This window comes from Algoriphagus sp. Y33 (genome assembly GCF_014838715.1).
Taxonomy (GTDB): Bacteria; Bacteroidota; Bacteroidia; order Cytophagales; family Cyclobacteriaceae; genus Algoriphagus.
This window is the reverse complement of the sequence record NZ_CP061947.1, coordinates 5,291,875-5,304,742: the sequence shown is the minus strand read 5'-3', so window position 1 is coordinate 5,304,742 and position 12,868 is coordinate 5,291,875. Positions and strand designations below refer to the sequence as shown.

Sequence of the window (12,868 nt, the reverse complement as noted above, 5' to 3'; positions counted from 1 at the left end):
CCATACTTAACGAATACTGAAGTATATTTTGTTTACTATCAAACTATTAGCATTAAACCCAACATCATGAAAAACAACAGACGCGAATTCTTTAAGAAAGTCGGCGTAGGAACTGCGGGACTCGGCTTAGCCGCTGCGGTTCCTTTTTCTTCAAAAGGAAATACTACTGTCAAACCAATTTCCGCCGGTGGTCAATTTCTCCAAATCGGTGATGACATTGCCATTGCAAACACAGATTCCGGAAAAGTCAGAGGCTACATCCTCAATGATATTTATACATTTTTGGGTATTCCTTATGGAGCAGACACTTCGGGCAAAAACAGATTTATGGCTCCAAAAAAGCCTGCCCCTTGGACTGATGTAAAACCAACCATCTGGTGGGGAAATACTGCTCCCCAAATCATGGATAATCGCTATGCCAGCCCCGATTATTCCTTCGCTGATCACTGGAACTATGATGACGTAAGTGAGGATTGTCTCAAACTAAATGTGTGGACACCTGCTTTGGACAGCAAGAAAAGACCTGTTTTGGTTTGGCTCCATGGCGGTGGATTCACCAATGGAAACGGTATAGAGCAAGATGGCTATCATGGTGAAAATCTCAGCAAAAAAGGTGATATGGTGTTCGTCTCCATCAATCACAGACTTGGCCCAATCGGTTTCACAGACCTGTCGAAGGTAGGTGGTGACAAGTACGCCGATTCAGGAAACGTCAGCCAACTGGATATCATTGCCTCCCTTGAATGGGTTCGGGACAACATAGCCAATTTCGGTGGTGATCCCGGGAATGTTACGATCATGGGCCAGTCAGGTGGAGGTGCAAAAGTCACCGCAACTATGGCAATGCCTGCGGCAAAAGGTCTGGTGCACAAAGGTGTTGCACTTAGTGGATCTATGCTTCAGGCTTCCGATCCCGAATATTCACAGACCTTAGGAGAATATGTGATGAAAGAGGCGGGCTTGACTCCCGATACTTTGGACAAGTTGCAAGAATTGAGTTGGAGAGAATATATAGATATCGCAAATAAAGCCATGGCAAAAATGCGCAAAGATCATCCACTGCCAGGATTCCGAGGTGGTTTTAGCCCCGTGGCTGATGGGGTAAATATTCCGAAGGGCGAATTTTTTTCCCAAGAAAGTGGATTGGCTTCTGATATTCCATTGATGATCTGCACTACATTCCACGAGTGGAATCCTACCCGTACTGTACCCGAATTGGAGAAAATTGACTGGGCGGGAGTAGCTGAGAAATTGAATCCTAACTTTGGCGAAGCCACTGAAGAAATCATAACAGCCTATCGCAAAGATTTCCCTGAAGCCTCTCCGGCTGATCTTTGGGCGATGATCTTGTCCAACAGAAAAGGGGCAATCAGCGCTGCCAATGCAAAGTCCAAGCAAAAAGCCCCGGTTTATTTAGCTTGGTTTGGCTGGGAGCCTGCGTTGTACTCAGGGAGAATGAAAGCATTTCACTGCATAGATATTTGCTTTTGGTTTGATAATACCGACCGCATGTACACGCATACCGGTGGCGGAGATAGACCAAGGAAGCTATCCGAGAAAATGTCTGCTTCTCTCCTTGCCTTCATGAAAACAGGCGATCCGAACATCGGAGCTCTTCCAAAGTGGCCTGCATATTCTCCCGAAAACGGGGAAACAATGATTTTAAATGATACGGCAGTTGTAAAAAACAAGCCCGATGCGAATGGGCTGGCAGCTTTGCCCGCTTAATTCCTCTTACCCAAAGTTGAAAACGCATAACTGATATAGTTCTGCGCTTTCAACTTTGCACAAATGAATGTGCATATTTTACTATTTATGCATATTCATTTGTGCATTATTTGATATATTTGCACAAATACTTGTGCAATGGAAGAGTTACTGGATATTTCAAACTTACTGATTGACAATACGAAAATTGATTTCAAGCGGTATCTGTATGAAAAAATAGATTGGGGTGAAAGACTCATAGGCATTAAAGGTGCGAGAGGAACAGGAAAGACGACCTTAGTATTTCAATACCTTAAAGAGAAAAAACTGGAAGGAGTTCAAGTTTCCTATTTCTCATTGGACGAGCTATTTTTCCTCTCCAATAACCTGCTTGATACAGTCAAGAGATTTTATCAATCCGGAGGGAAAATCGTTGCATTAGATGAAGTCCACAAATACCCCACATGGTCTAAAGAAATTAAAAATCTCTACGATAGGTATCCCGACCTGCAGATCGTTTTTACAGGGTCATCGATTGTTGATATAAGCAAAGAAGAGGGAGATTTAAGCAGAAGAGCCGTGATGTATGAACTGCACGGCTTGTCTTATCGCGAATTTCTAAAGTTATACCACGATCAAGATTTACCGGTAATCACTCTAGACCAAATCCTTGATCCTGATGCAAATATCAGGACATTGCTCCCTAAAGAATTCAAACCGCTCCGTTATTTTCCTGACTATCTCAAAACAGGTTACTATCCTTTCTCCGGCTCAAATGAAGAGATGTATTTCAAAAAACTGCGGCAACTCATCCGCACGATAGTAGAATATGACATGGCCGAGATCCGTGGTTTTGATATCAGAAATGGAAAAAAAATACTCCAACTTCTCTACATCATAGCCCAGCAGGTTCCTTTCAAACCCAATGTTTCGGCCTTGGCTGAGAAAACGCAAATCCACCGTAACTCCATGGGCAGTTACATGCTATATCTGGCCGAGGCAAGACTCATCGACCTACAGTATCCCGTGGGGATCAGCGTAGCTACGCTACAAAAACCTGAAAAAATATTCTTGAACAACACCAATTATCTCTATGCGCTGAGTGAAGTCAAACCTGAAATAGGTACAGTAAGAGAAACTTTCTTCAATAGCATCATTAAAGTGGATCATAGAGTCAATTTCTCCAAAACAGTAGACTTTCTGGTTGATAATCAATTTAATTTTGAGATTGGAGGAAAAGGAAAATCCACTAAGCAAGCCACAGCAAATAGTACATGGATTGTCAAAGATGATATAGAGTTCCCCACAGGACAAAGTTTGCCTTTGTGGATTTTTGGATTTTTGTATTGATACGTCAGATTCTTTCATGAGACAATCGCTTAAAACTCTTGACAATTCGCTAACCTGATTTTTGTGGCCAGTCTTTTGATTTCTATTAACTTGAAGAATTAACGACACACAATGACTGATTTCAGAAATTATACTATCCCATATGAGATCTCTCCGGAGTTCTCCAAAAAAACGGCTTATTTTTCCATGGAATTTGCCATTCACCAACCTCTGAAAATTTACAGTGGAGGATTGGGTTTTCTGTCCGGATCACATTTGCGAAGCGCATACGAACTCAAGCAAAATCTGATCGGAATAGGTATTCTCTGGAAATACGGGTATTACGACCAAAGCAGGAATCAGGATCAGACTATGAAAGCGGAATGGTATGAGAAAACTTATAGTTTTCTCGAAGACACCGGAATCAAATATCAAATCTCAATACATGGCAACCCTATCTGGGTAAAGGCCTACTATTTAGCGCCTGAAACATTCGAAAGCGCACCTTTGTTTTTGTTGAGTACGGATTTGCCTGAGAACGATTACCTAAGTCAGACGATCACCCATCGGTTATATGATTCGGATACTGCGGCAAAAGTTGCCCAATTTATTATGTTGGGAATAGGTGGGGCGAGGTTACTGGACGAATTGAATTTCAATCCGGAAGTATATCACCTCAATGAAGCCCATGGTGTAAGCTCGGTTTTTCATCTGATGCGGAAATTCGGTTCCAAAGAAGAAGTGAAAAAACGCTTGGTTTTCACCACCCACACTCCCGAAGAAGCCGGAAACGAAAAACATGACATCTACCTATGCGAGCAAATGGGCTACTTCAACGGCTATTCCCTAAATGAAGTCAGAGAATTAACCGGTATGGAAGGGGATCTGTTTAATCACAGTTTGGCGGCATTTCGATTTGCCAGAAAAGCCAACGGTGTCAGTAAACTTCACGGAGAAGTGAGTAGAGAAATGTGGAGCAAATATTCAGATATTCCTGAAATTACATCTATCACAAATTCCCAAAATTATAGCTACTGGGCAGATAAGCAGCTTTACAACTACATGGATGAAAGTGATTCGAAAAAGTTTGATGAGCGAAAATATTTTCTAAAAAAGCAGACGTTTGAGATCGTTGCTGATCAGACGGGGCAATTGCTTGATCCAAATGTGTTGACGATTGTATGGGCTAGACGCTTTGCCGGCTATAAAAGAGCGGATTTAATCACTAGGGATCTCCAGCGATTTGAAGAACTCATCACTAACTCTGAACATCCGATCCAGATAATCTGGGCAGGAAAACCTTATCCATCCGATTATGGGTCTATTTCCATTTTCAACCAGCTGGTACATCTGAGCAAAAAGTATCCAAATATAGCAGTGTGCGTGGGTTATGAACTGACATTGAGTAAGCAACTCAAACAAGCAGCTGACGTCTGGCTAAACAACCCACGGGTTCCCCGTGAAGCCAGTGGAACTTCAGGCATGACTGCTGCGATGAACGGAGCGGTGAATTTCAGCACTTTTGACGGTTGGATATGTGAATTTGCAGAGCATGGCAAAAACAGCTTCATCGTCCCTACTGCTGATTATCAAAATTTAAGCATTCCTGATCAGGATAATTTTGATCTTCAAAATTTATATCAGGTACTCGAAAATGAAATTGTCCCAACTTTCTATGAAGACAAAAATGGCTGGAGAACCATCCTTCAGCAAGGGATGAAAGATGTTTTGGCCGGATTTGAAAGTAATCGCATGGCTACAGAATATTATGAAATCATGTATAAGGGTTAAAATCATATTTTAAAGTTTATCCAAAGCCCGGATTTGCCATCAAACTGGGCTTTTTTGCATTCAAATGATGTTTCAGCGGTTTAACCCAAAATTGCACACTACTATCAAAGTACTTCCGATATTTAAGTAAACAATCCTTACAAATGAAATCAATCCTTTCACTCTCTCTTGCTATGTTTTTCTTGAGCTTGTCCTGTGTGGCAATCGCTCAGGAAATAATGCCTCCTCTACTTCCTTGGAATGGGCAAAGCAAAGAATTACTTGTGGATAAGTCAGATAAGTGGGTTACCTCATTCGAGCTATCTGATGGACTGGAATCTCCCACCTATGCAGAAACGATGGCTTGGATGGAGAAATTGGCAGAAAATTCCAGCTACCTCCGGCTTGTTTCAATTGGACGCAGTGAGCAAGGTAGGCAGATACATATGGTCATAGCCTCGAAAGATCAAGGCTTTACCGCGGATGAGTTATCCACCTCCGAAAAACCCTTAATCCTATTCCAAGCGGGAATTCATGCAGGGGAAATCGATGGGAAGGATGCGGGAATGATGCTGCTCAGAGATATAAGCCAAGGAAGCAAATTAGCCCTTTTAGATAATGCCAATCTACTTTTTATCCCAATCCTCAATGTAGATGGTCATGAAAGAAGAAGCGAATACGCCAGGGTAAACCAGCGGGGACCAAAGGAAATGGGCTGGAGAACGAATGCATTAAACCTGAATCTGAATCGCGATTACACCAAATTGGAGACTGCCGGCATCAATGCCATTGCCCAAGTGATCAACAGTTACGATCCTGATCTGTACATAGACATTCACGTGACCGACGGGGCTGATTATCAATACGACATCACGTATGGATTCGTAGCCACAGGAGGATATTCTCCGGAAATATCTAAGTGGCTATCAGGCTATTTCCAACCGGAAGTAGATCAGGCTTTGAAAGATCAAGGCCATATTCCCGGTCCTTTGCTTTTTGCGGCAAACAACGAAGACTTTACTGAAGGAAATATTGCTTTTTCATTCAGCCCCCGTTTTTCCCATACCTATGGAGATATTCGCCACTTACCTTCAATTTTGGTGGAAAACCATTCTTTAAAACCATTTGAACAACGGGTGCTTGGGACATATGTATTTCTAGAGCAAGTAATCAAAACTATGGGAGCACACTATTCCGAGCTTCAAGCTTCGGTAGAATCGGACAAGAATCAGAAGAAAGACTCAGTAATCGTGAAATACCAGTTCCATGATACACCTGCAGATTCTGTGGAATTCTTAGGTATTGCCTCCAAAAAAATCACCTCTGAAATCACCGGGAAGGAATATGTAGCTTGGGAAGGAAAGGCTATCACACAGCGTATACCAAATATTTTGATGGATAAGCCCGCGGCTTCTGTTCCGGTACCTAAGGCTTATTGGGTTCCTGCAGAATGGTCTGAGATCATCGATAAACTGAGGGTCCATGGCTTCGAAATGGAAACTTTGGAAGATGCGAAGGCGGTGAACATGGAGCTATCAACACTATCGGAATACAAACTCAGCAATCAACCAATGGAAGGCAGGTTTCGATTTCAGTCTTTTGAATTGGAAAAAGAAAATAGGACAGTAATGCTAAATCCAGGATCTGTACGTGTGAAAACAGATCAGCCTTTAGGGGAATTATTGGTTATTTTGATGGAGCCGGAATCGGTGGACAGTTTTTTCCAATGGGGGTACTTCCATTCCATTCTTTCTCAAACAGAATACATGGAAACATATATCATGGAGCCTTTAATCTCCAACATGCTTTCTGAAGATGCAGATTTGAAGAAGCGCTTTGAAGAGGAGAAAACTTTAAATCCTGATTTCGCCAACTCCCCACGCGAAATCTACCGCTGGTTTTATAAGCAAACACCTTATTTCGACCAAAACTGGAAAGTAATTCCTATCGGACGCGAATGGTAAAAGCCTCAAATTAGTTGCAGGATATTTTAATGTGCTGTTGAATAATTGGATAGGGATTACCGTTCTAGCTCACATTTATTCTTATTGGATCCTTATAAAAAGTGGTTATTCATTCTTGAGAATTAAAGTCAGGCTCATTCTTATTTCTCCATAAGAAACTTCTTCATTAAGCATTTCAAAAATAGGTTTCAGGGCTATTGCTCTATCTAATTGATTGAATGCGACTCGTACTTTATCCACCACGACTTTAGATACAAGTTTCTCTAACTCCACTTCCCTACCCTCAGCATATAACTGTGATAAATGCGAATAAATAGTGGTGATCTGTAAATCTCTTTTGGCTGCAATCTCTTCGGGGGTGAGCCCTTCTTTGTACATCACAAAAGTGTCCAGAATAGTGGGGGTCTTTTTTGGTTTTGCCAAAGTTTTAAACTTCCTGATTACCTCCATAAATTCCTCTCCATACTGCTCCATTTTGTTCATTCCCACTCCAGATATTCCTAAGAACTGATTTTCCGTAACAGGCATATCTATCGCCATTTGTTTCAATGATTTGTCACTAAAAATAACGTAAGCCGGCACATTTTTTTCCTTGGAAATGAAAGACCTCAACTTCTTTAATTCGGTAAATAAATCCGTGTTCGCTTCTTCTTCATCTGCCATTTTCATGACCTTTGGCTTTCTGCTAATTTTCTCTTCAGCATGTATCGGTAAAGTCAATTTTATTGACTGTTGACCTTTAAGCACTTTCCATCCAATGGGTGAAATCTTTAATGCCGAACCTTCACTATACATAATCTCAATCAAGCCTTGGTTCGCCAATTGAATGATATAATCTCGCCAATCTATATAGCTAATGTCCTTACCTACTCCATAAGTTTTGATTTGGGAGTAACCTCCTGCATGTACCTCAGCATTATTCGAACCTCTCAATACATTAATTAACATGGTAATCCCTTCCTTTTCTTTCATCCTGGCTATTCCGGATAGTGCTTTTTGTGCCAGCACAGTGCCATCAAAATCTTTGGGCGGATTGTCACAAACATCACAATTCCCACAATCCTTGGTTAAATGTTCACCAAAATAGGAAAGCAGTATTCTTCTCCTGCACGATTTTGCCTCAGCAAATTGCAGCATACGATTCAATTTCTCCTTTTGCATTGTTGAATTTGCCCCATCATCCGCAAACTGACTGTACATCACAAAATCACTCATGTTATAATATAGCCTTGTTTCAGATGGCAATCCGTCACGGCCAGCTCTTCCTATTTCTTGGTAATATCCTTCTAAGTTTTTTGGCAAATTATAGTGAATCACCCAGCGTACATTCGATTTGTCGATCCCCATCCCAAAAGCAATCGTTGCTACAATTATTTTGGTGTCATCATGTATAAACGCTGTTTGCACTTGCTCTCTATCCTCGGGATTCATTCCCGCATGATAATACGCTACCGAATGTCCATAGCTCTTCAAATAATCGGCGACTTCCTCTGTATTCTTTCTGCTTAGGCAATAAATGATTCCACTTTCATTCTTTTTCTGATCAACAAACCGCCCAATTTCTTGCAACTTATACTTTTTAGGAACTTGACCTCTGACCTCAATACTCAGGTTTTTTCTGTCAAATGATGAGATAAACAGCTTGGAGTCTTTCAATCCCAATTGTTTCTCAATATCTATTCTTGCCGATTTATCTGCGGTGGCTGTCAACGCCATAAATGGAACTTCGGGCAGGGAATTTCTAAATGCTTTTAGCTTTGTATATCCTGGCCTAAAATCATGACCCCACATGCTGACACAATGTGCCTCGTCAATGGCTACTAATTTAATATTCAACTTTTTCAACCAGGAGTTACTCACTGAAATCAATTTCTCCGGCGATAAATAAAGTAACTTTATTTCGCCGTTGATAGCTCTGGCTATCACGTCATTTTCGGCTTGAGGGGAAATAGAGCTATTAAAAAAATCTGCTTTTACCCCGTTGGATTGTAATGCTTGGACTTGGTCTTTCATTAATGAAATAAGAGGCGATACAATGATCGTAATTCCATCAAAACACAAAGCGGGAATCTGAAAACACATCGATTTGCCCCCACCGGTGGGCATCAGCACAAAACTGTCCTTTCCTGCTAAGGTGCGATTAATAATCTCTTGTTGTAAAGGGCGAAATTCATCGTAACCAAATACATTCCTTAATAGTGTATGTGGGTTCATTTCCATATTCACTTGTTATAAGTTTTTTAGTTTTTGCCCATCTACTTGGATCCTTCTGTTTAGAAACGTCTATTTTCTTCTCTTCTTGGCTCAAGATATAAAGTATAGTTAGTACATACTACTATACTGGCAGTCTTCCCATTTATGATTCCGTGCAGTTAATTCAACTTTTTGTACCACCATAAAAAGCTTCTAGATTGGATTTCTTCAATCTTGGCTAACCTTTCTTTTTAAAAGTAGGCTTATTTTCTTTGCTTATGGATTTGGAAGATCCGCCACATCGAGACTGGCCGATGACGGAAGACCGACGCTAGTGTTGACCAAATCCTATAATGCTTTAGTCTCTTTACTGGCAGAAAAGCGGATATACATAAATAAAAATATGAAATCGAGCATGACTCAAGAGTCACACACTGGGATGATTATCTGCCATGCGAGATTCTCCCGATGAAAAATCGGGACAGGCTATGTGACCATTGAAAATCAAATTATAAACACATGAAAATAGAACATCTTGCCATTTGGGTCGATGACCTGGACAAAATGAAGGACTGGTATTGCCAGTCCTTCGCTATGAGATCAGGCGAAAAATATGAAAACCCTGCAAAGGGGTTCAGTTCGTACTTTTTACGTTTTGATTCAGGCAGTAGGATCGAGCTCATGAGAAAAACTGATGTGCAAGACTCTCCATATCCCCGTGGGATGGTTTCGGGGTTAGCTCATTTTGCGATTTCTGTAGGATCCAAGGAGCAAGTTCTATTGAAAACGCAAAAATTCCTTGAAGAGGGAATTAAAATCATCGGCGAGCCACGGACTACCGGGGATGGTTATTTCGAAAGTGTGATTGAAGATCCTGAAGGTAACTGGATAGAAATCACGATTTAGCCAACTAATCAAAGGAGTGATTTAATACTTATAACCTGAGTTCGATTTAAGACCGTCACTGCGAGGCTTAGCCGGGGATTTGTGGGGAGGAAGCCGCGGCAGTCTTCGTATAGCAAGATTGCCGCGCCCTTTCCAACACACAATCTCCCTGTAAAGGGCTCGCAATGACGTTATAACCACTTTCGATTGAATTGCATAAATCGAACTGAGGCTTACAAGGTGGATCCAGTCTAAAAAACGACAATTCCTCACATCAGCTCTTCCAGTACCAATCCAAAACTGACTTCTATCGAATCCCTCACTTTAATCGTTCCCAATAGCTTTACGGGAGGATCAATTTCGAAATCTGTAAACGCCAACTTTCGTTCTCCAGTCAGCAATGCTTTTTCCCCATTTTTAGCTAGGAAAACGCAAGAAATCGGATAAATTTTGGAGACTCCGGCCAGTGTGATTTCAACTTCACCCCTAAGATTTTCTTGATTTATGTTTTCTGATTCTTTGGTCATCTTCAGAAAGCGTACTCCTATAGTGGGATGTTTCTCCATCTGAAGTGTCTCTCTAAAATCTTTGGTCATCAATGCATTGAAACAATCAAAATTGACAGTTTTCAGGGTGATCTCACCACTCCATTCAGACATATCACGAGCCGGAAAATAAGTTTCCGTAAGAATATCCCCTCCTTGATACTCCTTTGATTCACATCGAAAACTCGAAATGTTAGTACTACCTGAGATTTCTATGACACTACCAGAATCTATTTTCCAGGTCTTTACCTCAAAGGCTTCAGATGTAGTGCTTGGTGAAGACCAGTAGGTAATAATAAGTAGAAGTAAAATCTGCATGATTTTAAATGGAAAAGCCTAGTCAGATTATAAAAAGAATCCAACTAGGGCTGTGAGAGAATTTAAAAGCTGATTGCCGCTTCTAGATTAATCCCATTGAATTTTGCATCATTATAGATGGAGGTTGTTCCAAATCCATTTTTATAGTCTTGGTTCATATACTCCAATTTGACAATCACATTTTTTGTCATAAACCATCCCCCGCCTACATTCAATCGGCTAATTTCAATCTCAGAGGGATCCGAATCATTGTTTTTACCCTTCACGGTATTGTATCTACCGCCAAGATAAAATTGCTCTGTTCCTCCAAAACGGTACAGAAGCTCTCCTGACAGTTGGGTGAAATTACCGTTACCCTGCTCCTCAGAATTACCTACAGACTCCACGATACCGAAAAATTCTAATCCTTTATACTTTATAAATGGGTTTAGTTGGAAGGCAGTCATTTGCTTGAAGCGAGGATTGAATCTTCCTTCAAAATCATTGGCCGTTCCTTCTAAAGGCTGTAAAACACCATAATATCGTCCTCCCGCTCTGTCCCCGCCATATAGCCAAGTCCCGGTCGTGGTGCCGTTATTCATATACCATGATCCTGTAAGTCTGACTCTTAAATCATCATTAAGTTGCTTATCCACGCCCAATTTTCCGTAAAATGACACTTTGTTGTCCGTATTGTCATTCACAATTACATTTTGGTTAAGCTTGCCATTCGAGAGACCAAGTACAGCGATCAGTCCATCTTTCTGGACTGTCACTTCTCCAAAAGCTTCAGTTGTAAATGAATCCATGATGTAGTTTCCTATAAAAGGATTAAAAATTGCACGGGCATTGTCAGATCTCCTGAAATGCGCATCACCGTAATTTAGTTCATCCAAACCAAAGGTGAGCGTGGTATAATCCATGATGCCGTCCAGAAAACCTTCTTTTATAAATCCCAATCGGTCTATTTGAAAATAACCGCCCTTTACCCATGATTCATTATGATGCTTGGAGGACAAATACGTTCTTAAGTGCAGCCGTACCCCATCTGCCAATTGCGTATTTATATTTAGGTTTGCGTTTGGCAAGTTGAAGTTCGATCCCAGTTGCACTAGATTATTCAATGAATTGGAATGATCGATAGCTTGAAATTGCAAAGCAAAATCACCTCCTACGAATACTCGGACTTTATCAAAATCGCCTCCCTTTTCTTTAGGGGATTCAAAAACATTCAATCCTTCCTTACTGTTTTGCCGGAAATATTGAAGTTCTGTTTTTTCTTGCGCCAGGGAGATACCCGAAAGTAACACCGCACAGGTTCCCAAGATTAATCTGGATAATTTCATGTTGGCTTAATTTAAAATTAGTTTTTTGGTGAAAAACCAGCCTCAAAGGCTAGCACTAGCTTATCCCCTGTTTTAATTGTCCCGAAGACAGCTGTAGGGGCATCAACTTCAAAATCACTGAACAGAATAGTATGCTTCCCCTTAAACTTGACATCATTTCCGGACATAGAATAGGACACCTCAAGTGGAATAATTTGTGACTTCCCCGCAATTGTAAGTTTGCCTTTAGCCTTGATCTTAGTTCCGGTAATACCCAAGAATTCAGTCATTTCAAATTTGATAAAAGGATATTTTGTGGCATTTAGCGCTTCATACGCATTTTTATCCATAGCCCCTTTCCCGCTTTTTAGACTTTTCACAGGCATTTCTATTGTAAGAGAGACTATTTTAGAAAGTTTACCATTTTCTAAACTAAGCTCAGAGGATCCCGTGGTACCCTCCTTGGCTATCATCTCCCAGTCATGTATGGTAGAAGTTCCCGCTACAGTGAACTGCTGGTCGCCGGACATCTTGTAGGATTGCTGCGCAAAGGCCGGAAACCACAACAACATGGTAAGGATTAGTCCTTGGGTAAAAAGAAATCTTTTCATGTCTGAGTTTTTAGTTGGTTTTTTATCACAGCTCAAAAGTAGATAGTACAGTAAGGAAAAACGGTGAGAGAAATTTTGAGAGAAAGTGATTTAAATCATCATTAACCCACTCATTAGTCCGTACCTTAAGTGCATTTAAATCGAAAAATTAAGATGCCCCCCAATCCATCTAAGGGCTGTTTTTTTACACTTCAGTGACTGAATACTACACTTCAGTCAGTTTTAATTTTTTGAGGTGGATA

At 40.9% G+C, this 12,868-nt stretch carries 9 protein-coding genes; 5 read left to right on the top strand and 4 right to left on the bottom strand.

All coding sequences use genetic code 11. The features are described 5' to 3' along the window. Positions 1-66 precede the first annotated feature (66 nt). The 4 genes from ID165_RS21730 (at position 67) to ID165_RS21715 (ending at position 6,770) form a co-directional block, all read left to right on the top strand. Positions 67-1,728, top strand: coding sequence for a carboxylesterase/lipase family protein (locus tag ID165_RS21730; RefSeq protein ID WP_192347522.1), 1,662 nt, complete (start codon positions 67-69; stop codon positions 1,726-1,728). 138 nt (positions 1,729-1,866) lie between these two features. After that, positions 1,867-3,057, top strand: coding sequence for an ATP-binding protein (locus ID165_RS21725; protein ID WP_192347521.1), 1,191 nt, complete (start codon positions 1,867-1,869; stop codon positions 3,055-3,057). 111 nt (positions 3,058-3,168) lie between these two features. Beyond that, complete coding sequence (glgP, locus tag ID165_RS21720; protein ID WP_192347520.1) at positions 3,169-4,827, top strand: alpha-glucan family phosphorylase; 1,659 nt, start codon at positions 3,169-3,171, stop codon at positions 4,825-4,827. A 143-nt stretch (positions 4,828-4,970) separates the two neighbouring features. Further along, a complete protein-coding gene (locus tag ID165_RS21715) occupies positions 4,971-6,770 on the top strand; it encodes a M14 family metallopeptidase (RefSeq protein WP_192347519.1) in 1,800 nt (599 codons plus the stop codon). A 105-nt stretch (positions 6,771-6,875) separates the two neighbouring features. Here ID165_RS21715 and recQ read toward each other — a convergent pair whose 3' ends face one another. Further along, on the bottom strand, positions 6,876-8,984 hold the full coding sequence (gene recQ / locus ID165_RS21710) for a DNA helicase RecQ (protein ID WP_225586865.1): 2,109 nt from the start codon (positions 8,982-8,984) through the stop codon (positions 6,876-6,878). 498 nt (positions 8,985-9,482) lie between these two features. Between recQ and ID165_RS21705 the strand changes: the two genes are divergently transcribed. Continuing rightward, positions 9,483-9,869, top strand: a complete 387-nt coding sequence (locus tag ID165_RS21705; RefSeq protein WP_192347517.1) for a VOC family protein — start codon at positions 9,483-9,485, stop codon at positions 9,867-9,869. A gap of 248 nt (positions 9,870-10,117) precedes the next feature. On the opposite strand, the gene ID165_RS21700 is transcribed toward ID165_RS21705, so the two are convergent. The 3 genes from ID165_RS21700 to ID165_RS21690 form a co-directional block, all read right to left on the bottom strand. Then, positions 10,118-10,711, bottom strand: coding sequence for a YceI family protein (locus ID165_RS21700; protein WP_192347516.1), 594 nt, complete (start codon positions 10,709-10,711; stop codon positions 10,118-10,120). 62 nt (positions 10,712-10,773) lie between these two features. Beyond that, complete coding sequence (locus ID165_RS21695) at positions 10,774-12,036, bottom strand: hypothetical protein (RefSeq protein WP_192347515.1); 1,263 nt, start codon at positions 12,034-12,036, stop codon at positions 10,774-10,776. A 17-nt stretch (positions 12,037-12,053) separates the two neighbouring features. Beyond that, positions 12,054-12,626: a YceI family protein gene (locus ID165_RS21690; protein ID WP_192347514.1), complete on the bottom strand. Its 573-nt coding sequence runs from the start codon at positions 12,624-12,626 to the stop codon at positions 12,054-12,056. Positions 12,627-12,868: the final 242 nt, after the last annotated feature.

Excerpts from the sequence above, each read along its gene's own strand:
- ID165_RS21730 (WP_192347522.1), top strand. The coding sequence starts at position 67 with ATGAAAAACAACAGACGCGAATTCTTTAAGAAAGTCGGCGTAGGAACT.
- ID165_RS21725 (WP_192347521.1), top strand. The coding sequence starts at position 1,867 with ATGGAAGAGTTACTGGATATTTCAAACTTACTGATTGACAATACGAAA.
- glgP (WP_192347520.1), top strand. The coding sequence starts at position 3,169 with ATGACTGATTTCAGAAATTATACTATCCCATATGAGATCTCTCCGGAG.
- ID165_RS21715 (WP_192347519.1), top strand. The coding sequence starts at position 4,971 with ATGAAATCAATCCTTTCACTCTCTCTTGCTATGTTTTTCTTGAGCTTG.
- recQ (WP_225586865.1), bottom strand. The coding sequence starts at position 8,984 with ATGAACCCACATACACTATTAAGGAATGTATTTGGTTACGATGAATTT.
- ID165_RS21705 (WP_192347517.1), top strand. The coding sequence starts at position 9,483 with ATGAAAATAGAACATCTTGCCATTTGGGTCGATGACCTGGACAAAATG.
- ID165_RS21700 (WP_192347516.1), bottom strand. The coding sequence starts at position 10,711 with ATGCAGATTTTACTTCTACTTATTATTACCTACTGGTCTTCACCAAGC.
- ID165_RS21695 (WP_192347515.1), bottom strand. The coding sequence starts at position 12,036 with ATGAAATTATCCAGATTAATCTTGGGAACCTGTGCGGTGTTACTTTCG.
- ID165_RS21690 (WP_192347514.1), bottom strand. The coding sequence starts at position 12,626 with ATGAAAAGATTTCTTTTTACCCAAGGACTAATCCTTACCATGTTGTTG.